Genomic DNA, 26,527 nt, shown 5'->3' on the forward strand with positions numbered 1-26,527 from the left:
GGAAGGTACAATATAGCAGTTTGTGAGACACTTAGGAGAAAAAATCCTTCGCCTCGGCGCGTGCGCGCCTCTTGCCGATGCCCCGCGCCCTGCCCATATTCCACCTAGACGGATTGCCGCTGACCGGGATCCGCATTCGCAATGTCGCTTGAACAAGGGCTTGCCTGATGACGAAACTGAGCTTTGGCGCACATCCCTATCTTCTGGGCTTCGATCAGCTTGAGAGGCTGGTGGAGCGGACCGCGAAGGGATCTGACGCCTATCCGCCTTACAATATCGAACAACGTGGCGAGGATGCGTTCCGCATCACGCTGGCCGTGGCCGGTTTTCGCGAGGAAGACCTCGCGATCACGCTCGAGGACCGGGCGCTGGTGATCCGCGGGCGCCAATCCGAAGAGGAGGGCGAGCGGCTCTACCTCCATCGCGGGATCGCCGCGCGCGCCTTCCAGCGCAGCTTCGTGCTGGCCGAGGGCGTCGAGGTGGCGGGCGCCACGATCGAGAACGGGCTGTTGCATGTGGATCTCAGCCGGGCGCAGCCCGAGACGGTCGTCCAGACCATCCCGATCGAGCGGAAATGAGGTAAGGAGGAAACGCGCATGAATACGAAATTCGATTTCGGCGAAGAGGGCCTCGAGCGGATCGTCTATGTCCGTTCTGTTGCGGTGCAGGATCTCCCCGAGGAGCTGCAGGCGGAACTGGGCGGCCTCGATCATCTCTATGCCGTCCACGATTCGAGCGGCGAGCGCCTCGCTTTGGTGAAGGATCGCAAGCTGGCCTTCGCACTGGCGCGCCAGAACGATCTGGCGCCGGTCTCGGTGCACTGATTTCGCGAAGGCGCCGCGCTCAGCGCTGCGGCGCCTTCCGTCCCTCCGCCAGCGAGATCGCGAAAGAGGCGATCACGCATCCGGTGAAGAGATAGAGGCCCCAGGCGGTCTCGATCCGCCCCACGCCCACGCCTTTCGCCACCACGATATAGAGCGCGATGAGGAAGATATCCGCCATCGCGAGCTTGCCCAGCAGTCTCAGCGCGGGCTTGAGCCGCTCGGAGGCGAGGCCGAACTGCACCAGCGCGAGCCCGATCACTTTCAGATAAGGGGCGAAGAGCGCGAGGAAGGTGACGACGAGGGCGAGCGCCACGTCCTTTTCCCACAATGTCTGCAAGCCGCTGAGCACCGAGATCGCGTCGAGGTCGAAAAACGGCAGGAGACCCGCGCGCAGAAGCGGCGCGGTCCAGGCGATCGGAAAGAGTATCAGGAGCGCCAGATTGGCAAGTTTGAGCAGCATGTCCGGCGCATGTTCCCTGTCTGGCGCCAGCGGCGCGGGATTTCAAAGCCCTAGAGCCAATTCCCCGGAAAGTCACGCGGCGAGGCGAGGGAGCGGCGTTCGTGTTGCGATAAAGAAATAACAAAACATATATAATTCAGATGATTAAGGCGCGGTATTCATGCAGCAGGTGAGCCGGTTCAGCGCAGCGTCTCGATCGGCCCCTCGGCGCGGCCGTGGATGAATTGCTGGACGTAAGGGTCTGACGTTTCGTCCATTTCGGCGATCGGACCTTCCCAGCGGATCTTGCCCGCATGGAGCATCGCCACCCGGTCGGCGATCGCGCGCACCGAGGTCATGTCATGGGTGATCGTCATCGCGGTTGCGCCCATCTCGGTGACGATCTCGCGGATCAGCTCGTTGATGACGCCGGCCATGATCGGGTCGAGCCCGGTCGTGGGTTCGTCGAAGAAGATGATCTCGGGCTCGGCGGCGATGGCGCGGGCGAGCCCCACGCGTTTCTGCATCCCGCCCGAAAGCTCGGCCGGGTAGAGATCGGCGACATCGGGCGAAAGCCCGACCCGGCGCAGCTTCTCGATGGCGACCTCGCGGGCTTCGTCCTTGGGGCGTTGCAGCGAGCCGCGCAGCAGCCGGAACGCCACGTTTTGCCACACCGAGAGGCTGTCGAAGAGCGCGCCGCCCTGAAACAGCATCCCGAACCGGGCGAGGAAGGCGTCGCGGTCGCCCTCGCGCACGTCCTGCCCGTCGAGCGTGATCGTGCCGCCATCGGGCTCGACGAGCCCGAGGATGCATTTCAGCAAGACCGATTTGCCGGTGCCGGACCCGCCGATGATGACTGTGGACTGCCCCGTCGGCACCACGAGGTCGACCCCGCGCAGCACATGGTTGGAGCCGAAGCTCTTGGTCAGGGCCCTGAGGTCGATCATGCCGAGAAGAACGCCTCCGTGAGCAGGTAGTTCGCGGCGAGGATCGCCACCGAAGCGGCGACCACCGCGGATTTCGTGGCCCCGCCCACGCCCTGCGCGCCGCGGCCCGAATGCATGCCGTGATAGCAGCCCATGATCGCGACGATGAAGCCGAAGGCGGCGCCTTTCACGAGGCCCGAGCCGACATCCCAGAATTCGAGAAAATCCCAGGTATTCTTGAGATAGGTCGCGGAGTTGAACCCGAGACGGGTCGTGCCGACCATCCAGCCGCCCATGATCCCGATGACATCGCCCACGCCCACGAGGACCGGCACGCAGAGCGTCGCGGCCAGCACGCGCGGGACGGTGAGATATTTCATCGGATGGGTCGAGAGGGTGGTGAGGGCGTCGATCTGCTCGGTCACCTTCATCGTGCCGATCTCGGCGGCGATGGAGGAGGCCACCCGCGCGGCGACCATCAACCCGCCCAGAACGGGGCCGAGCTCGCGCACCATCCCGATCGCGGTGATCGAGGGCACCACCTGTTCGGCCGAGAAACGCGTGCTGCCCGCGAAGATCTGCAGCGCGAGCGCCGCCCCGGTGAAGAGCGCGGTCATCCCCACGACGGGTAGCGAGAGCCAGCCGATATTGAGACAGGCGAGCCAGAATTCACGCGCATAGAAGGGCGGGCGCAGCAGGTGGCCGATGGTCTCGCCCGCAAACAGCGCGCGCCGGCCCGTGGCGGCCAGAAGACCGAGCGTGGCCCGGCCGAGCAGGGCGAGCGGGGCGGTGATCGCCCCGGCGCTCACGTCTTCTGCTCCGAGTAGCGGCGCGCATAGCGCGGCCCGAGCGCGGTCAGGATCTCGTAGCCGATCGTGCCGGCCAGATCGGCCAGCGCATCCACGCCCTGATAGGGACCGATCAGATCGAGCGTGTCGGGCACCTCGCCGAGATCGGTCACGTCGACCGTCAGCAGATCCATCGAGACGCGACCCCGCAGCGGGCAGGGGATGTCGCCCGCATAGAGATCGGTGACGTTCGACAGCACCCGGTGGATCCCGTCGGCATAGCCCGCGGCGAGCGTCGCGATCGTCGTGACCCGCTCGGCCTCCCAGGTATTGCCATAGCCCACCGTCTCACCGGGCTGGACCACGCGGGTCTGGATCACCGGCAGCGACAGGCGCGCCACGCCGAGCGCCGCGTCGAAGGGGCGTCCGCCATAGAGGCCGATGCCGGGGCGGGTCAGGTCGAAATGGTAATCGGGGCCCAGCAGGATGCCGCCCGTCGCCGCGAGCGAGCGCGGCACGCCGATGCCGTCGGTCATGCGGTGAAACTCGGCAAGCTGGCGGGGGTTCATCTCGTGTTCGGGCTCGTCGGCGCAGGCGAGGTGGCTCATCACCAGCGCGAGCCCCTTGTCGCGCAGCATCGGCGCCGCCGCCTCCCAGTCCTCCGCCTCCATCCCGAGCCGGTTCATCCCGGTATCGAGCTGCACGCCGCATGTCGCATCGGGGAGCGCCTCGAGATGGCGCGCCACCTGTTCGGGGGAGTTCAGCATCGGAATAAGGCCCGCGTCGCGGATCAGCGCGGCATCGCCCGCCATATGGCCGCCCAGCACGAAGATCCGCGCCTCCTCGCCCAGATGCGGGCGCAGCCGTGCGCCTTCCTCGGCCAGCGCGACGAAGAAATCGCGCGCTCCGGCGCGGTAAAGCGCGGGCGCGACCCGCTCGGCGCCGAGCCCGTAGCTGTCGGCCTTGACCACGGCGGCGGTGCGCGTGGCCTCGCCCGAACGCGCGTCGAGTGCGAGCCAGTTCGCGACCACCGCGTCGAGGTCGATATTCAGAGATGCCTGTGCCATGGCTCCTTTTTCTGCGCGCGCGCGCGGAGGTCAAGTGCAATCGCGTGGGGGCTCAGGGAAAGCGTGCTCCGGCCGCGAGCCGGGTGTGGACCGCCCCCGCCTCGCCCTGCGCCTCGGCCCAGAGCAGCACCGCGCAGGCCGCCTGCGCATAAAGGCTGGGATCGCGCGCCGCGCGCGGGGCCCAGTCGAAGGGCGAGGCGGGCAGGTCCGCGGCGGGCGTCACCTTGCAGCGCTCGGAGCCGGTGCCGGGCGCGAGATAGCGCGGATCGTCGGACACGACCACCGAGAGCCCCTCGTCGAACCAGGCGGGCATCTTGCGTGTGACATGGCCCACGAAGCCCAGCCGCGCATGGGCCTCGGTATGGGCGATCTCATGGGCGAGGACCGTCGCGTCGAGGCCGCGCGGGGAGACCCGCACCACCGCGAAGGGCCCCAGCGAATAGGTCACCGCCGCGGCGCCGCGCCCGCCGAACCTGCGATCACAGCGCTCCGAGTGGCAGGCGACGATCCGGACATGGGCGCGCCGCTCGGAATAGAAGTCGACGATGCGATCGCGCGCGGTATCCATCGAGACGAGGACGTGACGGCGCGCCGAGCCCGTCATGCCCGGTTCGACATAGAGACCGGGCGCTGCGCGCTGGAGCCCGAAACAGCGTGGGCACACCCCCGCGCCCAGGACCGGGTAGAACCAGAGCAGGGCCGCAAGGCCGAGGACCGAGCCCGCCGAAATCGCCAGAAAAAAGATCCATAACACACGCAACATTGCGGCAAGATGGGACAGAATGGCGATTTGGGGAAGCGTTTAGTCGCGTTTGCGCAGAATTTGCCGCAGCGCGCCGTGCAGCGTCTGGACCTCCGAGCGGGTCATTCCGAAGCGGCTCCACATGTTGCGCAGGTTGCGTTTCATCATCGGCGCCTTCTCGGGCGGGTGGAAGAACCCGGCCTCCTCGAGCCGCTCCTCGAAGTGATCGCCCAGCTTCTCGACCTCGATGGCGGAGGCCGGGTCATGGCCCGCAAGCCCGGGATCGCGCGGCGTCGCCTCGAGCGTGTGGCGCGAATATTCATAAGCGGTCAGCAGCACCGCCTGCGCAAGGTTGAGCGAGAAGAATTCCGGGTTCACCGGCACGGTGATGATCGCATTGGCGCGGGTGATGTCGTCGTTTTCCAGCCCCGTGCGCTCGGGGCCGAAGAGGATGCCGACCTTCTGGCCCTCGAGGATGCGCTGGCGTGCCTCGACCATCGCGGCTTCGGGGGTGTAGATCGGTTTGGGCAATTCGCGCCCGCGCGCGGTCGTGGCAAAGGTGAAATCGCAATCGGCCACGGCGCCCGCCACGTCCTCGTAGACGCCCGCGAAATCGAGCACCTGGCCCGCCGCCCCCGAGGCCATCGCCACCGCCTTCGGATTGGGCCAGCCGTCGCGCGGATCGACGAGCCGCATCCGGCGCAGGCCGAAATTGAGCATCGCGCGCGCCGCCGCCCCGATATTCTCGCCCATCTGCGGACGTACGAGGATGAAGGCGGGTTGGGCGGGATCGGGAAGGTCGGTCATGGGCGCTCCTTTTCGATCCCCGCCTTTAGTCGGGCCTCGTCCCTCTGGCAAGGGCGCGCGCCTTGCGCTAAGACGCGGCGAGAAAGCAAAGGAGCCCGCTCATGGCCGAGGATCGCCCGCAGATCTATCTCATCACGCCGCCCGCCTTCGATGCGGAGGAATTCGCGCCCCGTCTCGCGGGGGTGCTCGATGCGCATGAGGTGGCCTGCATCCGTCTCGCGCTCGCAAGCCGCGACGAGTTCGAGATCGGCCGCGCGGCGGATGCGCTGCGCGAAGTGGCCCATGCCCGCGACGTCGCCCTCGTGATCGAGACGCATCTGGGTCTCGTCGAGCGGCACGGGCTCGACGGGGTGCATTTCACCGACGGCCCGCGCCAGATCCGCGCCGCGCGCAAGGAGCTGGGGCAGGAGGCGATCGTCGGAAGCTTCTGCGGTGCCTCGCGCCATGACGGGATGAGCTCGGGCGAGGCGGGGGCCGACTATGTCTGCTTCGGCCCGGTGGGCGAGACCTCCCTGGGGACCGGCCCGCGCGCCGAGCGCGATCTGTTCGAGTGGTGGTCGGAGGTGATCGAGGTGCCGGTGGTGGCCGAGGGCGCACTGACCGAGGCGCTGATCGCCGATTTCGCCCCCGTCACCGACTGGTTCGCGCTTGGCGAGGAGATCTGGCGCGAGGACGATCCGGCCGCCGCTCTGGGGCGCTATGTCAAGGCGATGGGCTGATGACGGACTGGCTCGGCGATAGCGACGGCCCGATGGGCGACCACGGCGCGTTCATGCATCCCGAATTGCAGGTTCCGCGTGCGGATCTCGCATCCCATGTTCGCCAGATCGAGGGCGAGCGGGTGGTGATCGCGCTGGTGGGCGCGCCCGGTTCGGGCAAGTCGCATCTCGCGCGCGAACTGGCGGCCGGGCTCGGCGCCGAAGCGGCGATCGTCGCGATGGACGGGTTTCACCGCGACAATGACTGGCTCGACGCGCAGGGGCTGCGCCATGTGAAGGGCGCGCCGGAAACCTTTGATACGCAAGGGTTTCATGACCTTCTCGCCGCGCTGAAATCGACCCGCGAGGACATGCCTGTCCCGGGGTTCGACCGCGACGCGGATGCGGTCGTGCCGGGCGCCGTCACCGTTCCGGGCCAAGCGCGCTATCTGATCGTGGAGGGCAATTACCTGCTGCTCACCCGTCCGGGCTGGCGCGAGCTCTACCCGCTCTTCGACCTCTCGGTTCGGATCGACGTGCCCGAGGAGGAGTTGCGCGCACGGCTCAACGGGCGCTGGCGCGAGCAGGGGCTCGACCTTGCCGAGATCCGCCGCCGGGTCGAGGAAAACGATCTGCCCAATGGCCGCGTGATCGGCCGCGAAAGCCGCGCCGCCGATCTGGTGATCCGCGACTGATCGCGTCCTCCAGGCCAGAATTCCTGAAGCGCGCGTCCCTCACGCCGGGACCGCGCCCCGTCAGCGTTCGCTCACCCGCAACCAGATCCCGTCGCGCCCGCGCACGGTGAGATGGGCGACCGGCACCGGCTCGCGCCCCTCGACCGCCTCGAAACGGAAGGCGCGGGTCAGCATCGCCAGCAGTAGCGGCCCCTCGGCCATCGCGAAACCCGCACCGGGGCAGGCGCGCGGGCCGGTCGAGAAGGGGATATAGGCGCGGCGCTGGCAGGCCTTGCCGTTCTCGCTCTCCCAGCGGGCCGGGTCGAAGCCGTGTGGGTCGTCCCAGAGCCGCTCGTGGCGGTGCAGGTGCCAGGGGCTGATCACCACCTGAGCGCCGGGCGCAACCTCGCGGCTCCGGAAATTCTCCTTGCCACGCGCCTCACGCACGAACATCGGCACGGGCGGATAGAGGCGCATCGCTTCGCGGAAGACTGCGCGACTGAGCTTCAATCGGTTGAGCGTTGAAAAATCGGGGGTTTCCGTGTTCAGGACCTCCTGCGCCTCGGCCGCGACGCGCGCCTGCCAGTCGGGATGTGTGGCCAGAAGATAGAGCGACCAGGCGAGCGCCGAGGCGGAGGTTTCATGCCCCGCGAGGAAGAAGACCGCGACCTGATCGACCATTTCCCCGGTCGCGAAACAGGCGCCGGTTTCGGGATCGGGGAAGGTCATGATCTTGGTCGCGAGATCGTCGGGCGCGGTGCCGGCGGCGATCTCGCGGGCGCGGGCCTCGGTCAACTGCTCGATCAGCGCCCGGATGCGGCGTGCGCTCGCGCGGGTCTCGCGGGCACGGAAGCGCGGAAACCAGCGCGGCAGCGGCAGGAGCGCACCGAGATTGACCACCGGCGCGGTGCGCTGATGGGCCTTGAAGGCGGCGAAGACCTCCGAGGCCGCCCGGTCCTCGATCGGGAGCGAAAACAGGGTCCGGAAGATGATGTCGGCCGCCGCATGCGAGGTTTCCCCTTCGATCTCGATCGGATCGGCGGCGATCTTCATCCGCAGCCGCTCGACGCAGGCGCGCCCTGCCGCCCACATCGCGGGGAAGGTCTCGCGCAGCCGTCCGCCCTCGAAGGCGGGGTCGATGATGCGGCGCTGACGCTGCCATTGAGGGCCGTTTGTCACGAAGACGCTTTCGCGCAGAAGCGGTTTGAGCCCTTCGCGGATGCGGTCGGATTTCGGGAAATCGAGCGGGCGGCGGTTCAGGACCAGATCGACCAGTTCGGGATCGTTGCACAGGAAGGAATGGAAGAAGGGCGTGCGGAACTCGGCCATCCAGGCCCGGTAGAGCCGCCCCGGCTGGGCCGAGAGGATATCGGCGCGAAACAGCCGGAAATAGCGCCAGAGCGAGACGCGGTCGGGCCGGGGCGTGGGTCTGGGGGGCTGGCTCATGCGGCGGTCGAGGTGAAGCGGTTGACGGGGGTGGTGATGCGGCTTTTCGAGGGCGGGCGGCCTGCGAAGCGCTGCGCGAGCGTCAGCGGACCGGCGGTGATGCGGAAATAATCGTAATCGCCGACCCGGTCGAAGGCGCACAGATACTGGAAATGGAGCCGGAAGAAGCGCCAGCGCAGTTCCTTCCAGCGCGCGGGGCTCAGCGTCTGGGTGAAGGCGGCCGAGACGATCAGCGGATGGATCTGGCCCTCGGGCGCGACACCACTGACCGCGACCGGATCGCATAGCGCGAAGGCGCAGCCATCGCCGGGCGCGGTGACGTCGAGCCAGAACAGTTCGGGCCGCGTCGAGAGATAGGCGAGATCGGCGCGCAGACGCGTCGCGCGGGGCAGGAAGCTCACCATCGGGACGACATGGCCGAGCGAGAGGAAGGACAGTGCCGGGGGCTGTCTGCCCCCGGACCCCCGAGGATATTTTTGCCAAGAGGAAGAGGGGGTTCGGCCGGCGCGGAGGAGATCGGCGAGGATCGAGATCGCGAGATGGGCGCCCGAGCTGTGGCCGATGACGAGCACCTCGTCCCAGTCCTCCTCCATCGCCTGCGCGATCCGGTCGCCGAATTCGGCCATGCGCGCCTCGAGCTCGGGCGGGTTCGCGCCGCCCCAGCGGGCGGTGAAGGCGTAGTCATGCATCAGGTAATAGGCGAGGTATTTGCGGTCATGGCGGCGAAACCAGCGTAAGCTGAGCGTGAGCAGGGTGGCCGCGAGGATGAGCGCGACGAGACGGTCGAAGGCGAATTCGGGCAGGGCAACCAGCAGGAGGGCGGCGCCGAGGGCCCCGATCGCGACCCCGATCAGCGCCTGCACGATCAGCGCGAGGATCGGATAGAGTGCCGCGACGACCGGGCCTTTCCTCAGCCGCATCAGCCGGAAGAGCGCGCCCGAGACGATATAGCGCGCAGCCGTGCCGATCAGCTGGGCATAGGTCGCGGGGATCGACACCCCCATCGAGGCGCGCACGATATCGGACCAGACCAGCACCTCGATATCGGCCTCGACCCGGGCGCCCTCCTGCGCGGAACGGACATGCCAGCCATAGCGGCTGCCCGCGCGCCTGGGTTCGAGCGCGATGTCATAGCCGGAGATCGCGGCCTGATCCGCGCCCTCCTTGCGGTAGATTTCGCGGTAGCGGCGGGGGTGAACGGGATCGTAGCCGGGGATGTAGAACACCCGGCGTTTGCGCACCTGCCCTGATCCGTCGTCGCGCATCCGCTGCCTCTCCGTTGCGGGCACACTAGACTGCGCGCGGGGCAAAAGTAAGGAGATTCAGCGCTCTGCGCGTGACCAGCGCGTCGCATTCGCCTCGATCGCGGCGATCCGTTTCGGCGTCTTGGGATGGGTGAGCAGCCAGGCCGGGACGCCCTGGCCCGCATTCCTGGTGAGCGCGTCGAGCTTGCGAAAGAGCGAAACCTGGGGCGCGGTGCCGATCCCGGCCTTGATCAGCAGGGCCGAGGCGAATTCGTCCGCCTCGAACTCGTCGCGCTGGCTGAGCCGGGCGGCGAGCGCGGTGGTGATCAGGTTGGCGATCCAGGCGCCGAGAAACGGGATGAAGCGGCCGAGCACCGTCATCAGCACCGCGCGCAGGGCGTTCTGGCCGGAGAAGTCGATCATCCGGCGGCGCGAATGGCCGAGCGCGACATGGCCAAGCTCGTGCGCGATCACCGAGGTCAGTTCCTCGGGGCTGACCTCGCCGGCGCGGTACTTCTCCATGAACCCCTCGGTGATGAAGACGCGGCCATCGGGCGCGGCGAGCCCGTTCACCGGTGCGATCTGGTAGACATGGACCGGGACTTCGGGAACCTCGAGCGCTGCGGCGAGCCGGTCGAGAAGCGGCTCGAGCCGGGTGTCGCGCAACCGACGCGAATTGCCGTCGAACTGGCGTTTGAGCTGCCAGGACGAGAAATGCCACATGACAAGCCCGTAGAGCAGCAGGAGCACGAAAGGGAGAAAACGGATCATGGGATGGATATGGCGGCTCGCGCGGGCGTGATCAAGCTTTCGGCGCCGCCTTCGCCGCGTGCCAGAGCCACCAGCCGAACGCGAGCGCCGCCGCGCCCGCACCCATCAGCCCGAGCGCGTTGCCCGCGAGATCGGCGGCGGCGTCGAGATTGGCGCCGAAGACGATCCCGAGGCCGACATAGGCCGTGACCCAGACCGCTTCTCCGGCCAGATCGGCGAGGGTGAAATGGTGCCGCCGGTAACCCGAGGCGCCGGCCGCGAAGTTCACCCAGGGACCGAGCGCCGAGAACATCCAGCGCGAGAAGAACACGGTGAGCGCCCCGCGCTTGCGCAGCGCCGCCATCGCCCGGGCGACCAGGGCGCCGCGTCTCGTGCCGGGGGCGGGCAGGAACCGCTCGGCCCGGCGTCCGAGCGAGAAGCCGATCTGGTCGCCCAGAACCGCGCCGCCATAGGCCGCGCCCGCCACGGTCACCAGCGACAGATCCCCCGAGGCCACGAAGGCGCCGCTGGTGATCATCATCAGCGAGGAGGGCACGGGTATGGCGAGGCAACTGAGGAAGGTGGTCACCCCCAGCAGCCACGGCCCGTAGAACGGGATCTGCAGCATCAGCCAGTCGGTGAGATCGGAAAAGCTCATTGCCCGTCACCGGCTGGCGTCGCCTGGCGCGCGGCGGGCAGGGCGGCCGCGAGATCGGCGATCAAATCCGCGACCGGGCGGCCCTTGGCCTTCGCGATCCGCTCGAGCGTCGGGCGCCCCTCGGTGACGAGATCGCGCGCGTCGGGGGGCGCGAGGAGCGCGGTTACGGTCTCGACCGGAAGATCCCAGCTGCGCGCGAGATAGCGCGGCGTCATCCAGGCCTCGGGCATCTGGTCGCGATGGGCGGGATCCGACCAGTAGACCGCGCGGTTCATCAGCCGGCCGGTGAAGAAGAGCGCCAGCAGCAGTGCCAGCGCGAAGCCGATCGCCGCGACCCGGTGATGGGCCCAGAGATAGCGCAGCTTGCTCATCCGAGCTCCTTCATCGCCGCGGTGATCCCCTCGAGCGTCAACGGGTGCATCCGGTCCTCGAAGATCTCGCGGATGATCTGGATCGACTGGGTATAGGGCCAGTGCCGTTCGGGGATCGGGTTGAGCCAGGTGTGATCGGGCCATTGCTCACGCGCGCGGGTCAGCCAGACATGGCCCGCCTCGTCGTTCCAGTGCTCGTTCGCGCCGCCGCGATGGGTGATCTCGTAAGGCGACATCGAGGCGTCGCCCACGAAGATGCATTTGTAATCGGGCCCGTAGCGATGCAGCACGTCCCAGGTCGGCGTGGCCTCGTTCCAGCGCCGCTGGTTCGATTTCCACACGCCTTCATAGAGGCAGTTGTGGAAATACCAGTGTTCGAGATGCTTGAACTCGGATTTCGCGGCCGAGAACAGTTCCTCGACCAGTTTCACATGGGCATCCATCGAGCCGCCCACATCGAGGAAAAGCACCACCTTCACCGCGTTGTGCCGCTCGGGGCGGGTCTTGACGTCGATATAGCCGGCCTCGGCGCTGGCGCGGATCGTGCCGGGCAGGTCGAGCTCTTCATGCGCGCCGTGGCGCGCCCATTGGCGCAGGCGTTTGAGCGCCACCTTGATGTTGCGCGTGCCCAGTTCGACCGTGTCGTCGAAATCGCGGAACTCGCGCTTGTCCCAGACCTTCGCCGCGCGCTGGTGGCGGCTTTCGCTCTGGCCGATGCGCACGCCTTCGGGATTGTAGCCATAGGCGCCGAAGGGCGAGGTTCCGCCCGTGCCGATCCATTTGCTGCCCCCCTGATGGCGGCCTTTCTGGTCCTCGAGCCGCTTTTTCAGCGTCTCCATCAGCGCCTCGAAACCGCCAAGCGCCTCGATCCGGGCTTTCTCCTCCTCGCTGAGGTGCTTCTCGAGCTCGCGGCGCAGCCAGTCCTCGGGCAGATCGACCGCCTCGAGCACATCCTCGGGGGTGATCGCCTCGAGCCCCGAAAAGGCCTCGGAAAACGCGCGGTCGAACCGGTCGAGGAAACGCTCGTCCTTCACCATCGCGGCGCGGGCGAAATAGTAGAACCCGTCGATATCGTAGGTGCACAGCCCCGCCGCGAGCCCTTCGAGAAAGCTCAGGTATTCGCGCAGGGAAACGGGCACTCCACCGCGTTTGAGGCTTTGATAGAAGGGCAGGAACATCGCGCCCCGGCCTCCCTCAGGCCCAGATGCGGTTGATCGCGAGGGTGATGAACAGCCCCACCAGCGCCAGCCCGATCGCATGAACGGCCGCGTATTGGACCCGGTCGAGCGTGTTGCCGCCGCGCTTGCGGGCGCGCCGGTCGCCCCAGATGATCCCGATCACGATCCCTGCAAGAACATACATCCGCGCCCCTCCCGGTCCTGCTGCCGGGACGCCCCGGCTAGTTCGCCCGCGCGCCTGCAACGGCCAGCGCGGCCACCTCGCTTGTGCGGCGCTTGACCGCCGCGTCCGATCCAAAGCCATAGCGCGCCCATTGCTGCATGTCGAGACGGGCCCGCTGCGCCTGGTCGGGATCTCCGAGCCGTCCATAGGCCTCGGCGCGGATCATGTAGAGCGTGGCCATGAGAGAGGCGTTCTCGCCCGCCTGCGCGAGCACAAGCGCCCGGTTCACGAGCTCGATCGCGTCGCGCGGACGCCCGGTGCCGAGCGCAAAGGCTGCGAGCTGCATGTCGATATGGGCGGACTGGATCGCGGCACCGGGGAGCGCGCGATAGATCGCGCCCGCATTGCGATAGGCCGCGATCGCGGCGTCGGGATCTGTCTTCATGACGAGCCGCCCGAGCGCGAACCAGGCGAAGCCGGCGCGGCTGTCGGTCCAGCCCCAGCGGGTCGCGATCTCGGTGGCGGTGCGCGCGGCGGCGCGGCGACGGGCATCGCTTGCGCCCGAGCCGAGCGCGGTGGTGATCGCGCGGACATAGGCTTGCGGTGTCGGGTCCTCGGGAAGCGGCGCGCGCAGCCCGCCGCCCGGATTGACCCGCGCGAGGATCTCGGGCAGGCGCGCGGCGACCTCCTCGCGGCTCATGCCCGAGCGCAGCGCCGGATCGTAATAGGCCCGCAGGATCGTCATGTCGAAGCGGGTCAGGACGGTGTGGAAATTATCGTCGTTCCAGACCGTATCGGGCAGGCGGTAGAGATCGTTGACCGGCCCGAGCGCCTGGCTGATCTCCTCGTGCAGGCAGTCGCGGATTTCCTGCGGCGTGGCGGGGTCGGGGATGAAGACGGTCGCGTGGCGGCGCTGCGTGAGCCGCGACCAGTCGGTCCGTCCCGTGCCGCGCGCGCTTTTGTAATCGACCCAGTCGCGCGTGTCGGGCACCACGAAACAGGCGACATTGGGCACGGAACGGCGCATCACCGCTTTCGGGACGAATTGCACCGTGATCGTGTTCGCCGCCCCCGGCCGGGCCGAGACGGGGAGCCCCGCCTCTTCGCGCAACCGTGCGACGAGCCGGTCGAGCTCGCGCCGGGCGACGGGCGGGGCGGGGCCTGCGAGCGCGATCGAGACCGGGCCCTCGAAGCGGGTGAACTGCGCCAGGGGTCGGCCGGTCTCGAGATAGAAGCTCAGTTCGAGGAAATCGCGCCCGAGGCGGCCATTGTCGGGGAGGGCGGCGGGCGAGATGTGCGGGGAAGGCGCAAGCGTCGCCGGCGGCAGGGCGAGCGTGCTCGACGCGGCGCGCGAGGCATCCGCCTGCGGCGGGGCGGGCAGGCAGCCCGCGAGCGCCAATGCGACCAGCCCCGCGCCGAGAGCGTGAAGATAACGGCGCGCAGGCGAGGCGGGCGTTGCCACCGTTGGATCGGTCGCCTCGGGCCGTGACTGTGAAAGGCACATGCGCTGCTCGTTCTCCTCCCGCCCGGTGCCCCGGGCATCCCTCAAGCAGCTTGGTCCGGGCCTCGGGTTTCCGGCAATCGCGAATTTTCCGACCTGGCCGGATTTCTCCGGCTGTTGCCGCTGTGCCGAGGGGTTTTCGTGTCGGATTCTCTGCCTGGAATAGGATTGTTGAGATAACGGAAACAAAAATCAGCGCAGAAGCGATGGCAGGTCGGAGATTGTCGAGAAAGGGAAAACCAACCCTGCGGCAGGCGGGTGGATCGCCCCCTTGCGCAACGTCAATGACGCCCGGGACCGGCCCGGGCCTCCTGTCGTCTCGCGGGATCGGCTCAGCCGCGGGTGCGGCGACGTCCTCCGCGGCGTCCACCGCCGCTGGTCACCGCGGCGGCCGAGGCTTCGGCGAAGCTCTGGCCGGCCTCGCGCATCGCGTCGAGCGTCTTCGACAGCTTGATCCACTCCATCCCGTTCGGGTCGTGATTCATCAGCAGGTTGGCGGCGCGGATCGCCTCCATCTCCTGGTTGCGCACCGGGTTCATGATCGCCGAGGTCATGCCCGCACCGATCGCCATCGGCAGGAAGGCCCCGTTGATGCCGTGGCGATTGGGCAGGCCGAAGGAGACGTTCGAGGCGCCGCAGGTGGTGTTGACGCCCAGCTCCGTGCGCAGGCGATGCACGAGGGTGAAGACCTGACGCCCCGCGGTGGCCATCGCACCCACCGGCATTACCAGCGGATCGACCACGATGTCATGCGCGGGAATGCCGAAATCGGCGGCGCGCTCGACGATCTTCTTGGCGACCGCGAAGCGCACGTCGGGGTCTTCGGAAATGCCCGTGTCGTCATTCGAGATCGCGACGACCGGCACGTTGTATTTCTTCACCAGCGGGAGCACGAGTTCGAGCCTCTCCTCCTCGCCGGTGACCGAGTTCACCAGCGGACGCCCCTCGGCCACCGCGAGCCCCGCCTCGAGCGCGGCCGGCACCGAGCTGTCGATGCACAGCGGCACATCGACCACCGCCTGCACCTTCGCGATCAGGTCGCGCATCAGCGGCGGTTCGACAAAGTTGTTGTCGGCATAGCGCGGGTCCTCGGCCATCTTGTTCGAGAAGACCGCCCCCGAATTGATGTCGAGCACGCCGGCGCCACAGGCGACCTGCTCGAGCGCATCCCTCTCGACCGTCGAGAAATCGCCCATTTCGAGCTCGGCTGCGAGTTTCTTGCGCCCGGTCGGGTTGATCCGTTCGCCGATGACGCAGAAGGGCTCGTCGAAGCCGATCACGACGGTCTTGGATTTCGATTCAAGGACGGTACGGGTCATTCAGTGGCCTCTCTGTTCGTCGATCCAGTTTGCCGTGGCGGCGATGCCGCCCAGCGGGAAGAAATGTATGGCTTCGATATTACCGGGGCGATCAGCGGCGAGATCGGCCAGAAGCACGGTCGGTTCGAAGGGCAGGAGCAGCTTGGTCACGTCGCGGGCGCGCTTTTGCAGCACCTTCAGCGAGGGGCCGACGCCGCAGGCGATGGCGAATTTCAGGAGCGTCTGCAGCTTGGCGGGGCCCGCCACGCCCAGATGCACCGGCATCTCGATGCCGTTGGCCTCGAGCCGTTCGGCCCAGTCGCGGATCGGTCCGGCCTCGAAGGCGAATTGCGTGGCGATCGCCATATCGGCATCGGTGCGGTTGGCGAAATCCTGTTTCAGCTTGAGCGCGGCCATCGCCTCGGCCTCGCCGCCGTTCGGGTCGATGTCGCGATTGCCCTCGGGATGGCCCGCGACATGGAGCCGCGCGAAGCCGTCGAAGGCGCCGGTCTCGATCATCTGCATCGCGCAGTGGAATTCGCCCGCGGGCTCCTTCACGCCACCGCCCAGGAGCAGCGCCTGGCGCACGCCGGCCTCGCCCTTGTAGCGCTGCACCCAGTCGTGGAGCTGGGCCGCGTCGCGGATGATGCGCGCGGGGAAATGCGGCATCGGCTCGAAGCCTTCCGCGCGCAGGCGGCGCGCGGTGGCGAGCATCTCCTCGAAGGGGGTGCCGTCGATATGGGCGATATAGACGCGGCTGCCCGGCGCGAGCAACTCGCGGAAGCTTTCCACCTTGGCGGCGGTGCGCGGCATCACCTCGACCGAGGCGCCGTCGAGCAGCGCGGCGATCCGGGCATTCACCGGCGGGCGCGCCGCCGGTTTCAGGGCCTCGCGGCGGAAATTCACAAGTGCCATTCGCGTCTCTCCCTTACGAAGACGGGGGCTCCCACCCGTCATTGGCGATCAGCGCGCGCAGGCGCGCCGTGTCGTAGTCGGAGAGGATCCGCGCCAGCACCGCTTCGGCGGCCTCGGCATCGTCGCCCGGCTCTTCGCCCGCGGCTACCTTGCGCCACTCGGCCAGATAGGCGTCGCTATCCTTCGCGCCGATCTTCATCGCGGCCCGGTCGATCGCCTGCTCGAAACGCTCGGGCAGGGGTTTCTTCACCCCGCGCCGACCCTTGCCCGCGATGATCTGGGCCGGGATATCGCGCCAGTAGACCAGGGTGATCTGTGCCATGCGAATCTCTCCTCGTGTCCAAGATGTATGGCGAATGCGACATCTGCCGCGGTGGTTTTTCGACATTCCGTCGCGGGTGAGCGACGCTGACAGGTCTTAGCAGCCGGGCAGGGGCCGCGGCCAGCCTGCCGGATCGGAAAAATCCGCGACAAGATGATGAGCGCGCCTCAAGCGCCGGGCTGGGCGGGGGGCGCGATCTCGGGGAGGAATTCGGCCCGCGCGCGGCCCACCTGCTCGGCGACGAAGCTCATCGCGGCGCGCACCCGGGCGATCTCGCGCTGATCCTGATGGGTGAGCAGCCAGTAGGAGCGCTTCAACTCGACGTCCCGCGGCAGCACGGGGACCAGCGCGGGGCTGTGGCAGGCCATGAAATCGGGCAGCACGCAGACGCCTTTCCCGGCCTCGGCCGCGCGCATCTGCGCGAACAGGTTGGTCGAGGAGAAACGGTGCTGATCGTTCTCGGCCACGGCGGGCAGGTAGTCGAGTTCGGGTGTGAAGATCAGCTCCGAGATGTAGCCGATCAACAGGTGCTCGGAGAGATCCTCCTTGCGCCGGAGCGGCGGCGAGCGATCGAGATAGTCCTGGGTGGCATAGAGGTGGAGCGTGTAATCAGTGAGCTTTCGCGTGACCAGACGTCCCTTCTCGGGCCGGTCGAGGCTGATCACGAGATCGGCCTCGCGCTTGGAGAGGCTGAACTGGCGCGGCGTCGCGACGAGCTGCACTTCGAGCTCGGGATTGGCGACGGCGAAATCGGCCAGGCGGGGCGCGAGGAAGAAGGCGCCGAACCCGTCCGGCGCGCCGATCCGGACCGTGCCCGAGAGCGCGTAGAGCGTTCCCGAAAGATCGTCCTGTACTTTTGCGGCCGCATTCTCGATCTTCTCGGCATGCGCGAGCAACCGTTCGCCATGTTCGCTGAGCGCGTAGCCGCGCGGCGAGCGTTCGAAGAGCTGCGTGCCGAGCTGGAGTTCGAGTGCGCGCACGCGCCGCGAGACCGTCGCGTGATCGGTGCCCATCATCCGCGCCGCTACGGTGAGCCGCCCGGTCCGGGCCACGGCGAGGAAGAATCGCAAGTCGTTCCAGTCGAAGCTCATGATCTCTCGCTCGTATGAGTATTCCTGCACATCGGGTTGGCGAAACGTGGCATGGTCACGGGCTTTTTCCCACCTAACCTTTTGGCCAGAGTCGGAAATTGCCCGTCATGGAGAGGATGACGGAATTTTTACTGGCTTGGGGGGAACCGACGGGGAGGATGGCTTGAAAGCTCCGGATGCGGGCTAGCTGTTTCCCTGTAGACGGCCCTCTGGAGGAGTTCGGGCCGTGTCTGGAGGAGTGAGCCAGTCTCAAGGCCTTTTCGGGAGCGCGGAGGCGCTGCCTGAAGCTGTGCGCCATGCGCATCGGCCGTCGGCCGGGCATGTGGCGTGCGAAACCAAAAACGGGAGGACTATACATGAAATCAGCGATCTATGCGGGCGTAAGCGCTGCCGCGCTGGCTCTGGGGGCCCATGGCGCCCTGGCGCAGGACGCGGTCTCGGACGGTGTCGTCAAGATCGGCGTCCTGGGCGATATGTCGGGCGTTTATTCGACCGGCTTCTCGGGCAAGGGCGCGGTCGACGCGGTCAAGATGGCGGTGCGCGACTTCGGCGGCACCGTGCTCGGCAAGCCGATCGAGGTGATCTCGGCCGACCACCAGAACAAGGCGGACGTGGCCTCGGCCACCGCGCGTCAGTGGATCGACCAGGATCATGTCGACATGATCACCGACCTGACCAACTCGGCCGTGGCGCTCGCGGTGCAGCAGCTCGCGTCCGAGAAGAAGACGATCACCATGGCCACCGGTGCCGCGACCGCCGATCTGACCGGCAAGGCCTGCACCCAATACGGCATCCATTACGGCTACGACACCCATGCGCTGCCGGTCGGCACCGCGAGCGCGGTCGTGAAGAATGGCGGCGACAGCTGGTATTTCATCACCGCCGATTACGCTTTCGGCCATGCGCTTCAGAACAACACCGCGGAAGTGGTCGAGGGTCTCGGCGGCAAGGTGGTGGGCTCTTCGGACGTGCCGCTGGCGACGACCGATTTCTCCTCCTACCTGCTGCAGGCGCAAAGCTCGGGCGCGAAGGTGATCGGTCTGGCCAATGCCGGTCAGGACACCGTGAACGCGATCAAGCAGGCGCATGAATTCGGCATCGTCGCGGGCGGTCAGCAGCTCGCCGGAATGCTGGTGCTGATCTCCGACGTGAAATCGCTCGGCACCGATGTCGCGAACGGCCTGCAGTTCACCACCGGCTGGTACTGGAACCAGGACGACGAGTCGCGCAAGTGGGAAGCGGAATACGAGAAGTTCTCGGGCGGCGAAGCGCCGACCTTCCCGCATGCGGCCGACTACTCGCTCACCATGGCCTATCTGAACGCGGTCAAGGCCGCGGGCACCGACGATCCCGACAAGGTGCGCGCCGAGCTCGGCAAGATGAAGATCGACGACTTCTTCGCCAAGGGCGGCCATATCCGCGCCGACGGTCTGCTCGAGCATGACATGTACCTGCTGAAGGTGAAGCAGGACGGCACCGATCCTTGGGACGTGGCCGACGTCGTTCGCACCATTCCGGGCAACGAGGCCTACGCCTCGCTCGAAGAGGGCGGCTGCCCGCTGGTCCAGAAGTGACCTGAACGCAGTTTGGAACGGGGGCGGTCTCTGGCCGCCCCCGCTGACGTATCAGTCCGAAAGAGAGATCATGAGTGACGAGATCATTCTCGAAGCGCGCAAGCTGACCAAGAGCTTCGGCGGCTTCGTGGCGGTGAACGACGTGGACCTGCGCATCAAGCGCGGAGCGATCCACGCGATCATCGGGCCCAACGGCGCGGGCAAGACCACGATGTTCAACCTGCTCACGAAATTCATCACGCCGACCTCGGGTCAGATCCTGTTCAATGGCGGCGACATCACCAACAAGAAACCCGCCGAGATCGCGAATATGGGCGTCGTCCGGTCGTTCCAGATCTCGGCCGTCTTCCCGCATCTGACCGCGCTCGAGAATGTGCGCCTCGCGCTGCAGCGCAGCCTCGGGGTCAGCTATCAGTTCTGGCGGTCGAAATCGGTCCTGCACGATCTCGACGCGAAGGCGCTCGACCAGCTCGACCAGGTCGGCCTCAGGGAGTTCGCGCATCTGCGCGCGGTGGAGCTTCCCTATGGCCGCAAGCGTGCGCTCGAGATCGCGACGACGCTGGGGCTCGAGCCCGAGCTGATGCTGCTCGACGAGCCGACGCAGGGCATGGGCACCGAGGATGTGGGCGCGGTGACGGAACTGATCGGGCGCGTCCGCGAGGGCCGCACGATCGTCATGGTGGAACACAATCTCGGCGTCGTGGCCGAACTGGCCGACACGATCACGGTGCTCGCGCGTGGCGAGGTGCTTGCCGAGGGGCCCTATTCCGAAGTGTCGAAGAACCCGCAGGTGATGGAGGCCTATATGGGCGTCTCCGCCGACGAGGAGGAGATGGCATGAGCACCGCGACGATGACCAAACCGATGCTCAAGATCGAGAACCTGCACGCCTGGTATGGCGAGAGCCACGTCCTGCATGGGATCGACCTCGAACTGGGCGAGGGGCAGCTGATCACGCTTCTGGGCCGCAACGGCGCGGGCCGGTCCACGACGCTGCGCGCGATCATGGGCATGGTGGACCGCCGCGAAGGCTCGATCCGGATCAATGGCGAGGAGTTCCTGACCAAGCCGCCGCACCGGATCTCGCCCGAGGGGCGCATCGGCTATTGCCCGGAGGAGCGCGGCATCTTCGCCTCGCTCAATGTCGAGGAGAACCTGATGCTGCCGCCCGATGTGGGCGAGGGCGGCATGTCGGTCGAGGAGCTCTTCGAGATGTTCCCCAACCTCGCGAATGTGCGCAAGCGGATGGGCACGCGGCTTTCGGGCGGCGAGCAGCAGATGCTCGCGATCGCGCGGATCCTGCGCACCGGCTCGCGGCTGTTGCTGCTCGACGAGATCACCGAAGGCCTCGCGCCGGTGATCGTCAAGACGCTGGGACGGGTGATTCGCGATCTCAAGTCGCGCGGCTACACGATCGTCCTGGTGGAGCAGAATTTCCGTTTCGCGGCGCCGCTGGCCGACCGTCACTACGTCATCGAGCATGGCAAGGTGGTCGACGTGATCGAGCACGACCAGGTCGAGACCAGCATGGACCGGCTCAACCACTATCTGAGCGTGTAACGAGAAAACCGGGCCGGGCAACCGGACCCGACAGGGAGGATAACCCTATGGATCCAATGATCCGACTGATACTCGCCCAGGGGATGCTGGGCCTCAATAACGGCGTGTTCTACGCGATGCTGAGCCTCGGGCTCGCGGTGATCTTCGGCCTTCTCAACGTGGTCAATTTCGCGCATGGCGCGCTCTACATGCTGGGCGCGTTCCTCGCGCTGATCCTCTATTCCTATCTCGGGACCTGGATCGGGATGGCGGATCTGCATATCGGCTTCTGGCCGACGCTGATCCTCGCACCGATCCTGGTGGCGTGCTTCGGGATGCTGATCGAGCGCTTCCTGCTGCGCCGCCTCTACAAGCTGGACCCGATCTATTCGCTGCTGCTGACCTTCGGTGTCACCCTGGTCCTGCAGGGCGTCTTCATCAACTTCTTCAACGCCTCGGGCACCCCCTATCCGGGCATGCCCGAAAGCCTCAAGGGCGTGACCAATCTCGGCTTCATGATGTTCCCGAAATACCGTCTCTTCGTGATCGTCTTCTCGATCATCGTCTGCCTGGCGGTCTGGTTCATGATCGAGCGCACCCGGATCGGCGCGCGGCTGCGGGCGGGCACCGAGAACCCCGAGCTGGTGAAGGCCTTCGGGATCAACGTGCCGCTGATGGTGATGCTAACCTTCGGCTTCGGCACCGGGCTTGCGGGGCTGGCGGGCGTGCTGGCCGCGCCGATCTACTCGGTGAGCCCGCTGATGGGCGCGAACCTGATCATCGTGATCTTCGCGGTCGTAGTGATCGGCGGCATGGGCTCGATCATGGGCGCCGTCGTCACCGGCTTCGCGCTCGGCCTCGTCGAGGGGGTGACCAAGGTGTTCTACGCGCCCGCTGCGAACACGGTGATCTTCCTGCTGATGGTGATCGTGCTTTTGGTGCGGCCGTCGGGTCTCTTCGGGCGTCAAGGGTGAGGGTGAGAGCATGAGCAATACGACGAGTGAAATCGGCGAATTCGACGCCGAAGCGACCAGCCCCGAGCAGAAGACCCGCTCGCGCGCGGCGCAGTTCGTGTTCTGGGGGCTCCTGCTGGCCTTCCTGGCCGCGGCGCCTTTCTTCCTCTACCCGGTCTTCGTGATGCAGCTTCTGTGCTTTGCGCTCTTCGCGGCGGCCTTCAACCTGCTGATCGGCTTCACCGGCCTGCTTTCCTTCGGCCATGCGGCCTTCTTCGGCGGCGCCGCCTATATCGCGGGTCATGTGCTCAAGGTCTGGGGCTTCCCGCCGATCCTCGGCATCGTCTCGGGGATGCTGTTTGCCGCCGCGCTCGGCTGGGTCGTGGGGGCGCTCGCGATCCGCAGGCAGGGGATCTATTTCGCGATGATCACGCTCGCGCTCGCGCAGATCGTGTATTTCTTCGCGCTGCAGATGCCCTTCACCGGCGGCGAGGACGGGTTGCAGGGGATCCCGCGCGGGCATCTGCTGGGGATCTTCGATCTCAACGACCCCTTCGCGATGTACTATTTCGTGGCGGCGATCTTCCTCGTGGGCTTCCTCGCGATCTACCGCATCATCCATTCGCCCTTCGGGCAGGTGCTGCAGGCGATCCGCGAGAACGAACCGCGGGCGCTGTCGCTGGGCTATAACGTCGACCGCTTCAAGCTGCTCGCCTTCGTGCTGTCGGCGGCGCTGGCGGGGCTTGCGGGCTCGACCAAGGCGATGGTGTTCCAGTTCGCCTCGCTCACGGACGCGCATTGGCAGATGTCGGGCGAGGTGATCCTGATGACGCTGCTGGGCGGCATGGGCACGATCTTCGGCCCGGTGGTCGGCGCGTTCATCGTGGTCACGCTCCAGCACGTCCTGAGCGGGATCGGCAGCTGGGTTCAGGTGGTGATCGGGGCCACCTTCATCGCCTGCGTGCTCTTGTTCCGCCGCGGGATCGTGGGCGAGATCGCCCGCCTGCTGCGGATCTCCTCTCTTTGAGAGCCCGGCGCGCGGGGGAGGCCCCGCGCGCCGCTTGCAAACCATCACTTCTCTGACACGCTCCCTTGAACCGGCCCCTCCGAGTCGATAGTTTTGTGACAACTTGAAATCGGAGGGCGTTAAGATGGCGCCCAGGCGTCGCCGGTCGGCGGGCGCGCTCCCGAAAGCTGCGAACCCCGCGAAAGCGGTGAAACCGGCTCAGGTCGAGCCACCCGCGACCCAGACCGCCAAGGCCGGTGAGGGGCTTTATGCCGCTCTCGATCTTGGCACGAACAGTTGCCGGATGCTGATCGCCCGCCCCAGCGGGTCGCAGTTCCAGGTAGTGGACAGCTTCTCGAAGGCGGTCCAGCTCGGCCAGGGTCTCGAGACCTATGGCCGGCTTTCGCGCAGCTCGATGTCGCGCACGGTGCAGGCGTTGCAGATCTGCCGGCGCAAGATCGAAGCCCATGGCGTGTTGCAGATGCGGCTGGTGGCCACCGAGGCCTGCCGCCGGGCGAAGAACGCGCGCGATTTCATCCGCTATGTGCGGCGCGAGACGGGCTTGCCGCTCGAGATCATCCCGCCCGAGGAGGAAGCGCGTCTCGCGGTGATCTCCTGCGCCTCGCTGGTCTCTCCGAAATCCGAACAGGTGCTGGTGGTCGATATCGGCGGCGGCTCGACCGAACTGGTCTGGATCGACCTCGAGGACGTTCCCCCCGGCGACCGCGCCCGGGCGATCATGCGCCTGTCGCAGGGGTTCAACCAGCCCGATGGGCCGGAGCCCGCCGCGCGGGTGGTGGACTGGATCTCGGTTCCCCTTGGCGTGGCGACGCTCAAGGACCAGTTCGCCGATGTCGAGGACGATGCCGCGCGCTTCGCGCTGATGAGCTGGTTCTTCGAAGAGAAACTGGCCGATTTCACGCCCTATGCCTCGGGCAGCCCGCAAGAGGGCTTCCAGGTGATCGGCACGTCCGGCACGGTGACGACGGTGGCGGCCTGTCACCTCGGTCTCAAGCGCTATGACCGCAACCGGGTGGACGGGCTGACGATGAGTTCCGCGCAGATCGACGCGGTGATCCGCTCCTTCCTGCAACTCGGCCCCGAGGGGCGGCGCTCCGATCCGCGCATCGGGCGCGACCGGCATACCCTCATCATGTCGGGGGCGGCGATCCTGCAGGCCCTGATGCGGGTCTGGCCGACCGATCAGCTCTCGGTGGCGGACCGGGGGTTGCGCGAGGGGCTCCTTTACGCGCAGATGGCCGCCGACGGCGTACTCGAAGAGATGGAATGATGGCGAAGACACCGACTGGAAAGAACACCTCCGGGCGCGGCCAGCGCGATCTGCGGGTGCGCGTGAAAAGCGCCAAGGGGCGCAAGCTCTCCTCGACGCTCTGGCTCGAGCGCCAGCTCAACGACCCTTACGTGCAGCGCGCGAAGAAAGAGGGCTACCGGGGCCGCGCGGCCTACAAGATCATGGAGCTCGACGACAAGTACCGCTTCCTCGTGCCCGGCGCGCGGGTGGTGGATCTGGGCTGCGCGCCAGGCGGCTGGTGTCAGGTCGCGGTGAAGCGGGTCAATGCGCTCGGCGAGAAATCGGGCAAGAAGGTCGGCACGGTTCTGGGCGTCGACCTGCAAGAGGTCGACGCGATCCCCGGCGCCGAGATCCACCAGCTCGACTTCCTCGAAGAAGGCGCGGATGACAAGGTGAAGGAGTGGCTCGGCGGCCCGGCCGACGTGGTGATGTCGGACATGGCCGCGGCGTCCTCGGGCCACCAGAACACCGACCACCTGCGCATCATCGCGCTGTGCGAGGCGGCGGCCGAGTTTGCCTTCGACGTGCTCGAGGAGGGCGGCACCTTCGTCGCCAAGGTCCTCGCGGGCGGGGCGGAGCAGAGCCTCCTGACGACGCTGAAGAAGAATTTCGAGAAGGTCGCGAACGTGAAACCCCCCGCCTCGCGTTCCGACAGTTCCGAGAAATTCGTGGTCGCCCAGGGGTTCCGGGGCCGCCGCCACGAGGAAGAGTGACCTCCGACTGTCTCACTTTCGAGACAGTTTTAGCAGCTGCAGCAGCGAATTTTCGTGGTGAACGCTCCGAATCGATCTAGCCTCCCTGCTCTGACGCAGCGCAAGAGGGGAGGCTTTCGCATGCCGTCGCAGATCCGGACCACGCAACGCCATCATGCCGATATCGTGCGCGAGGTGGTGTCTTCGCCGCATTCCGCGGTGCGCTCGGGCTTTGCCGCGAGCTGGCGCCGCTCGCTGCTCCATCACCATATCGACCCCGGCGAGGCCGGCCCCAAGGATCGCCTGAGCGAGACCGAGATGCGCGCGCGTCGCGAGAGGGCCGAGCTGATGATGCGGATCGCCTCGCCGGTGCTAGATCGGCTTTCGCGCGCCGCGGGCGATGCGGGCTGTTCGGTGCTGCTCTCCGATGCCGGCGGTCTCGTGCTCGACGAGCGGGTGCGCGATGGCGATGCCGAGGATTTCCACGCCTCGAACCTCGCTCCCGGATCGGACTGGTCCGAGGGGCGGGAGGGCACGAACGGGATCGGCACCTGTCTGGCCGAAGCCCGTCCCGTCACCGTCTGGCGCGACCAGCATTTCCGCACCCGCAACACCGCGCTGACCTGCATGGGCGCGCCGATCTTCGGGGCGCAGGGCGATCTGGCGGGGGTGATCGATGTGAGTTCCGCGCGCGCGGACATGACCGAAGGCTACGCGCGCCTCGTGGCGCTCACCGTCCAGGATGCGGCCTACCGGATCGAGGCCGATCTGTTCCGCGCCTCCTATGAAGGCGCACGGATCCTCTCGATCGGCACCGGGGAGGCGGGGGCGCAGGGCGTGATGCTGCTCGCGCTCGATCGCGACGATCTCGTGGTCGGCGCGACCCGCGCCGCGCGCCGCCATCTCGGGCTCGAGACCGGCCAGATCGGGCAGCTCCCGGCGACCGACCTGCTCGAGCAGGGGATGCGCAACGGGCTCGAAGAGGCGCAGCGCGCCGCGATGGCCCGGGCGCTCGCGCGCAATGGCGGCAATGTCTCGGCCGCCGCGCGCGATCTCGGGATCGGGCGGGCGACCTTCTACCGCAAGGCCAAGGCGCTCAATCTCGGGGTCTGATCCGGATGGTGTATCTTGAGGTGGGGGCAGGGGGCCTAGTTTGACTGTTATTTGGCAGACGACTTCATAAGGAAACAGGAGAAACTCAGACTGCACAATGCGGGTTGGACTTTAAGTGGCGATCTAAAAAGTCACAGTGAATTCGCAGCATGTTGCCGATGTCGTAACCGACTGGCACCAGATCCGTTAATTCCTGCATGTTTTCAGCTTCCCACCAAAAAAACAACATTCGTGCCTATTGCACTGGCAGTCAAACTGGGCGTGTAGCAGAAAACCCCGCGCCGCCGCATAGCTGAGGCCACAGCATCGTGCTGCGCTCGGCCCTTTTGCGGACGGTCACACGGTACGGATATCGCTTCTCTGCTTTCCCAAAGCCGCTGTTCGACGAGTGCCGAAGCAGCACTCGGCGATGAAGGTAGTGATGCGGGACGGAATT

General features: G+C 66.9%; 30 protein-coding genes. 12 read left to right on the plus strand and 18 right to left on the minus strand.

Features of this window, described 5'->3' with window-relative positions; translation table 11 throughout:
- Positions 1 to 167: 167 nt before the first annotated feature.
- Both DW2_RS12185 and DW2_RS12190 read left to right on the plus strand, forming a co-directional pair.
- A complete protein-coding gene (locus tag DW2_RS12185; protein ID WP_038146944.1) occupies positions 168 to 578 on the plus strand; it encodes an Hsp20 family protein in 411 nt (136 codons plus the stop codon).
- Between the two features lie 18 nt (positions 579 to 596).
- Entirely contained in the window at positions 597 to 824 is a 228-nt protein-coding gene (locus DW2_RS12190; protein WP_038146945.1) for a DUF1150 family protein, read from the plus strand.
- A gap of 19 nt (positions 825 to 843) precedes the next feature.
- Here DW2_RS12190 and DW2_RS12195 read toward each other — a convergent pair whose 3' ends face one another.
- The 6 genes from DW2_RS12195 to DW2_RS12220 form a co-directional block, all read right to left on the minus strand.
- Positions 844 to 1,284, minus strand: a complete 441-nt coding sequence (locus DW2_RS12195; RefSeq protein WP_156102959.1) for a paraquat-inducible protein A — start codon at positions 1,282 to 1,284, stop codon at positions 844 to 846.
- Between the two features lie 179 nt (positions 1,285 to 1,463).
- Positions 1,464 to 2,210 (minus strand): ABC transporter ATP-binding protein, encoded by a 747-nt coding sequence (locus DW2_RS12200; RefSeq protein ID WP_038146947.1) that lies wholly within the window; start codon positions 2,208 to 2,210, stop codon positions 1,464 to 1,466.
- Positions 2,207 to 2,998, minus strand: a complete 792-nt coding sequence (locus tag DW2_RS12205) for an MlaE family ABC transporter permease (protein ID WP_420340840.1) — start codon at positions 2,996 to 2,998, stop codon at positions 2,207 to 2,209. Before DW2_RS12205 ends, DW2_RS12200 begins: the two co-directional genes overlap by 4 nt.
- Complete coding sequence (gene alr, locus DW2_RS12210; protein WP_038146949.1) at positions 2,995 to 4,044, minus strand: alanine racemase; 1,050 nt, start codon at positions 4,042 to 4,044, stop codon at positions 2,995 to 2,997. The genes DW2_RS12205 and alr overlap by 4 nt, the downstream gene beginning before the upstream one ends.
- A 52-nt stretch (positions 4,045 to 4,096) precedes the next feature.
- Positions 4,097 to 4,798 carry a hypothetical protein gene (locus DW2_RS12215; RefSeq protein WP_156102960.1) on the minus strand — a complete coding sequence of 234 codons (702 nt, stop codon included), beginning with the start codon at positions 4,796 to 4,798 and terminating at the stop codon, positions 4,097 to 4,099.
- A 48-nt stretch (positions 4,799 to 4,846) separates the two neighbouring features.
- The gene (locus DW2_RS12220; RefSeq protein ID WP_038146951.1) at positions 4,847 to 5,593 is read right to left on the minus strand and encodes an RNA methyltransferase; all 747 of its coding nucleotides are present in this window, start codon (positions 5,591 to 5,593) and stop codon (positions 4,847 to 4,849) included.
- Between the two features lie 101 nt (positions 5,594 to 5,694).
- On the opposite strand from DW2_RS12220, the gene DW2_RS12225 reads away from it, so the two are divergent.
- Positions 5,695 to 6,312, plus strand: a complete 618-nt coding sequence (locus tag DW2_RS12225; protein ID WP_038146954.1) for a thiamine phosphate synthase — start codon at positions 5,695 to 5,697, stop codon at positions 6,310 to 6,312.
- On the plus strand, positions 6,312 to 6,986 hold the full coding sequence (locus DW2_RS12230; RefSeq protein WP_238321323.1) for a nucleoside/nucleotide kinase family protein: 675 nt from the start codon (positions 6,312 to 6,314) through the stop codon (positions 6,984 to 6,986). The genes DW2_RS12225 and DW2_RS12230 overlap by 1 nt, the downstream gene beginning before the upstream one ends.
- A 60-nt stretch (positions 6,987 to 7,046) precedes the next feature.
- Here DW2_RS12230 and DW2_RS12235 read toward each other — a convergent pair whose 3' ends face one another.
- The 12 genes from DW2_RS12235 to DW2_RS12285 all read right to left on the minus strand — a co-directional run bounded on the left by DW2_RS12235 (position 7,047) and on the right by DW2_RS12285 (position 17,902).
- Positions 7,047 to 8,411 carry a cytochrome P450 gene (locus DW2_RS12235; RefSeq protein WP_038146956.1) on the minus strand — a complete coding sequence of 455 codons (1,365 nt, stop codon included), beginning with the start codon at positions 8,409 to 8,411 and terminating at the stop codon, positions 7,047 to 7,049.
- Entirely contained in the window at positions 8,408 to 9,676 is a 1,269-nt protein-coding gene (locus DW2_RS12240) for a hypothetical protein (protein ID WP_038146959.1), read from the minus strand. The genes DW2_RS12235 and DW2_RS12240 overlap by 4 nt, the downstream gene beginning before the upstream one ends.
- Positions 9,677 to 9,733: 57 nt before the next feature.
- Complete coding sequence (locus tag DW2_RS12245) at positions 9,734 to 10,426, minus strand: M48 family metallopeptidase (protein WP_038146961.1); 693 nt, start codon at positions 10,424 to 10,426, stop codon at positions 9,734 to 9,736.
- Between the two features lie 31 nt (positions 10,427 to 10,457).
- On the minus strand, positions 10,458 to 11,063 hold the full coding sequence (locus DW2_RS12250; protein ID WP_051855976.1) for a DedA family protein: 606 nt from the start codon (positions 11,061 to 11,063) through the stop codon (positions 10,458 to 10,460).
- Positions 11,060 to 11,434 carry a hypothetical protein gene (locus tag DW2_RS19100; RefSeq protein WP_051855979.1) on the minus strand — a complete coding sequence of 125 codons (375 nt, stop codon included), beginning with the start codon at positions 11,432 to 11,434 and terminating at the stop codon, positions 11,060 to 11,062. Before DW2_RS19100 ends, DW2_RS12250 begins: the two co-directional genes overlap by 4 nt.
- Positions 11,431 to 12,612 carry a vWA domain-containing protein gene (locus DW2_RS12260; protein ID WP_038146962.1) on the minus strand — a complete coding sequence of 394 codons (1,182 nt, stop codon included), beginning with the start codon at positions 12,610 to 12,612 and terminating at the stop codon, positions 11,431 to 11,433. The genes DW2_RS19100 and DW2_RS12260 overlap by 4 nt, the downstream gene beginning before the upstream one ends.
- A 16-nt stretch (positions 12,613 to 12,628) precedes the next feature.
- On the minus strand, positions 12,629 to 12,796 hold the full coding sequence (locus DW2_RS20070; protein ID WP_202900113.1) for a hypothetical protein: 168 nt from the start codon (positions 12,794 to 12,796) through the stop codon (positions 12,629 to 12,631).
- Positions 12,797 to 12,833: 37 nt separating this feature from the next.
- Positions 12,834 to 14,279: a DUF2927 domain-containing protein gene (locus DW2_RS12265; protein ID WP_081874971.1), complete on the minus strand. Its 1,446-nt coding sequence runs from the start codon at positions 14,277 to 14,279 to the stop codon at positions 12,834 to 12,836.
- Between the two features lie 329 nt (positions 14,280 to 14,608).
- Positions 14,609 to 15,595, minus strand: a complete 987-nt coding sequence (locus DW2_RS12270; RefSeq protein WP_038146963.1) for a methyltetrahydrofolate cobalamin methyltransferase — start codon at positions 15,593 to 15,595, stop codon at positions 14,609 to 14,611.
- Entirely contained in the window at positions 15,596 to 16,489 is an 894-nt protein-coding gene (locus DW2_RS12275) for a methylenetetrahydrofolate reductase (protein WP_038146964.1), read from the minus strand.
- A 13-nt stretch (positions 16,490 to 16,502) separates the two neighbouring features.
- Positions 16,503 to 16,811, minus strand: coding sequence for a virulence factor (locus DW2_RS12280; protein ID WP_038146965.1), 309 nt, complete (start codon positions 16,809 to 16,811; stop codon positions 16,503 to 16,505).
- Between the two features lie 167 nt (positions 16,812 to 16,978).
- Entirely contained in the window at positions 16,979 to 17,902 is a 924-nt protein-coding gene (locus tag DW2_RS12285; RefSeq protein ID WP_038146966.1) for a LysR family transcriptional regulator, read from the minus strand.
- A 356-nt stretch (positions 17,903 to 18,258) separates the two neighbouring features.
- Here DW2_RS12285 and DW2_RS12290 point away from each other — a divergent pair, with 356 nt between their 5' ends.
- From DW2_RS12290 to DW2_RS12325, 8 genes are all read left to right on the plus strand, one after another.
- The gene (locus tag DW2_RS12290; RefSeq protein ID WP_038146967.1) at positions 18,259 to 19,476 is read left to right on the plus strand and encodes an ABC transporter substrate-binding protein; all 1,218 of its coding nucleotides are present in this window, start codon (positions 18,259 to 18,261) and stop codon (positions 19,474 to 19,476) included.
- 70 nt (positions 19,477 to 19,546) lie between these two features.
- Entirely contained in the window at positions 19,547 to 20,317 is a 771-nt protein-coding gene (locus tag DW2_RS12295; protein ID WP_038146969.1) for an ABC transporter ATP-binding protein, read from the plus strand.
- Positions 20,318 to 20,328: 11 nt separating this feature from the next.
- Positions 20,329 to 21,036, plus strand: a complete 708-nt coding sequence (locus tag DW2_RS12300; protein ID WP_202900116.1) for an ABC transporter ATP-binding protein — start codon at positions 20,329 to 20,331, stop codon at positions 21,034 to 21,036.
- 56 nt (positions 21,037 to 21,092) lie between these two features.
- Positions 21,093 to 21,989 carry a branched-chain amino acid ABC transporter permease gene (locus DW2_RS12305; RefSeq protein ID WP_238321324.1) on the plus strand — a complete coding sequence of 299 codons (897 nt, stop codon included), beginning with the start codon at positions 21,093 to 21,095 and terminating at the stop codon, positions 21,987 to 21,989.
- Between the two features lie 31 nt (positions 21,990 to 22,020).
- Positions 22,021 to 22,995, plus strand: a complete 975-nt coding sequence (locus DW2_RS12310) for a branched-chain amino acid ABC transporter permease (protein WP_420340842.1) — start codon at positions 22,021 to 22,023, stop codon at positions 22,993 to 22,995.
- A gap of 124 nt (positions 22,996 to 23,119) precedes the next feature.
- Positions 23,120 to 24,265, plus strand: a complete 1,146-nt coding sequence (locus DW2_RS12315) for a Ppx/GppA phosphatase family protein (protein ID WP_038146975.1) — start codon at positions 23,120 to 23,122, stop codon at positions 24,263 to 24,265.
- Complete coding sequence (locus DW2_RS12320) at positions 24,265 to 24,999, plus strand: RlmE family RNA methyltransferase (protein ID WP_038147077.1); 735 nt, start codon at positions 24,265 to 24,267, stop codon at positions 24,997 to 24,999. Before DW2_RS12315 ends, DW2_RS12320 begins: the two co-directional genes overlap by 1 nt.
- Positions 25,000 to 25,119: 120 nt before the next feature.
- Complete coding sequence (locus DW2_RS12325) at positions 25,120 to 26,091, plus strand: GAF domain-containing protein (protein ID WP_038146978.1); 972 nt, start codon at positions 25,120 to 25,122, stop codon at positions 26,089 to 26,091.
- Positions 26,092 to 26,527 lie beyond the last annotated feature (436 nt).

This window comes from Thioclava atlantica (assembly GCF_000737065.1).
Classification (GTDB): domain Bacteria; phylum Pseudomonadota; class Alphaproteobacteria; order Rhodobacterales; family Rhodobacteraceae; genus Thioclava; species Thioclava atlantica.

Bases quoted from the DNA above. Each gene is read 5' to 3' on its own strand.
- DW2_RS12280 (WP_038146965.1), bottom strand. From the start codon at position 16,811: ATGGCACAGATCACCCTGGTCTACTGGCGCGATATCCCGGCCCAGATC.
- DW2_RS12260 (WP_038146962.1), bottom strand. From the start codon at position 12,612: ATGTTCCTGCCCTTCTATCAAAGCCTCAAACGCGGTGGAGTGCCCGTT.
- DW2_RS12225 (WP_038146954.1), top strand. From the start codon at position 5,695: ATGGCCGAGGATCGCCCGCAGATCTATCTCATCACGCCGCCCGCCTTC.
- DW2_RS12315 (WP_038146975.1), top strand. From the start codon at position 23,120: ATGGCGCCCAGGCGTCGCCGGTCGGCGGGCGCGCTCCCGAAAGCTGCG.
- DW2_RS12275 (WP_038146964.1), bottom strand. From the start codon at position 16,489: ATGGCACTTGTGAATTTCCGCCGCGAGGCCCTGAAACCGGCGGCGCGC.
- DW2_RS12290 (WP_038146967.1), top strand. From the start codon at position 18,259: ATGAAATCAGCGATCTATGCGGGCGTAAGCGCTGCCGCGCTGGCTCTG.
- DW2_RS19100 (WP_051855979.1), bottom strand. From the start codon at position 11,434: ATGAGCAAGCTGCGCTATCTCTGGGCCCATCACCGGGTCGCGGCGATC.
- DW2_RS12265 (WP_081874971.1), bottom strand. From the start codon at position 14,279: ATGTGCCTTTCACAGTCACGGCCCGAGGCGACCGATCCAACGGTGGCA.
- alr (WP_038146949.1), bottom strand. From the start codon at position 4,044: ATGGCACAGGCATCTCTGAATATCGACCTCGACGCGGTGGTCGCGAAC.
- DW2_RS12220 (WP_038146951.1), bottom strand. From the start codon at position 5,593: ATGACCGACCTTCCCGATCCCGCCCAACCCGCCTTCATCCTCGTACGT.
- DW2_RS12195 (WP_156102959.1), bottom strand. From the start codon at position 1,284: ATGCTGCTCAAACTTGCCAATCTGGCGCTCCTGATACTCTTTCCGATC.
- DW2_RS12185 (WP_038146944.1), top strand. From the start codon at position 168: ATGACGAAACTGAGCTTTGGCGCACATCCCTATCTTCTGGGCTTCGAT.
- DW2_RS12285 (WP_038146966.1), bottom strand. From the start codon at position 17,902: ATGAGCTTCGACTGGAACGACTTGCGATTCTTCCTCGCCGTGGCCCGG.
- DW2_RS12295 (WP_038146969.1), top strand. From the start codon at position 19,547: ATGAGTGACGAGATCATTCTCGAAGCGCGCAAGCTGACCAAGAGCTTC.
- DW2_RS12200 (WP_038146947.1), bottom strand. From the start codon at position 2,210: ATGATCGACCTCAGGGCCCTGACCAAGAGCTTCGGCTCCAACCATGTG.
- DW2_RS12250 (WP_051855976.1), bottom strand. From the start codon at position 11,063: ATGAGCTTTTCCGATCTCACCGACTGGCTGATGCTGCAGATCCCGTTC.
- DW2_RS20070 (WP_202900113.1), bottom strand. From the start codon at position 12,796: ATGTATGTTCTTGCAGGGATCGTGATCGGGATCATCTGGGGCGACCGG.
- DW2_RS12300 (WP_202900116.1), top strand. From the start codon at position 20,329: ATGACCAAACCGATGCTCAAGATCGAGAACCTGCACGCCTGGTATGGC.
- DW2_RS12190 (WP_038146945.1), top strand. From the start codon at position 597: ATGAATACGAAATTCGATTTCGGCGAAGAGGGCCTCGAGCGGATCGTC.
- DW2_RS12245 (WP_038146961.1), bottom strand. From the start codon at position 10,426: ATGATCCGTTTTCTCCCTTTCGTGCTCCTGCTGCTCTACGGGCTTGTC.
- DW2_RS12235 (WP_038146956.1), bottom strand. From the start codon at position 8,411: ATGAGCCAGCCCCCCAGACCCACGCCCCGGCCCGACCGCGTCTCGCTC.
- DW2_RS12240 (WP_038146959.1), bottom strand. From the start codon at position 9,676: ATGCGCGACGACGGATCAGGGCAGGTGCGCAAACGCCGGGTGTTCTAC.
- DW2_RS12320 (WP_038147077.1), top strand. From the start codon at position 24,265: ATGGCGAAGACACCGACTGGAAAGAACACCTCCGGGCGCGGCCAGCGC.
- DW2_RS12325 (WP_038146978.1), top strand. From the start codon at position 25,120: ATGCCGTCGCAGATCCGGACCACGCAACGCCATCATGCCGATATCGTG.
- DW2_RS12305 (WP_238321324.1), top strand. From the start codon at position 21,093: ATGATCCGACTGATACTCGCCCAGGGGATGCTGGGCCTCAATAACGGC.
- DW2_RS12270 (WP_038146963.1), bottom strand. From the start codon at position 15,595: ATGACCCGTACCGTCCTTGAATCGAAATCCAAGACCGTCGTGATCGGC.
- DW2_RS12230 (WP_238321323.1), top strand. From the start codon at position 6,312: ATGACGGACTGGCTCGGCGATAGCGACGGCCCGATGGGCGACCACGGC.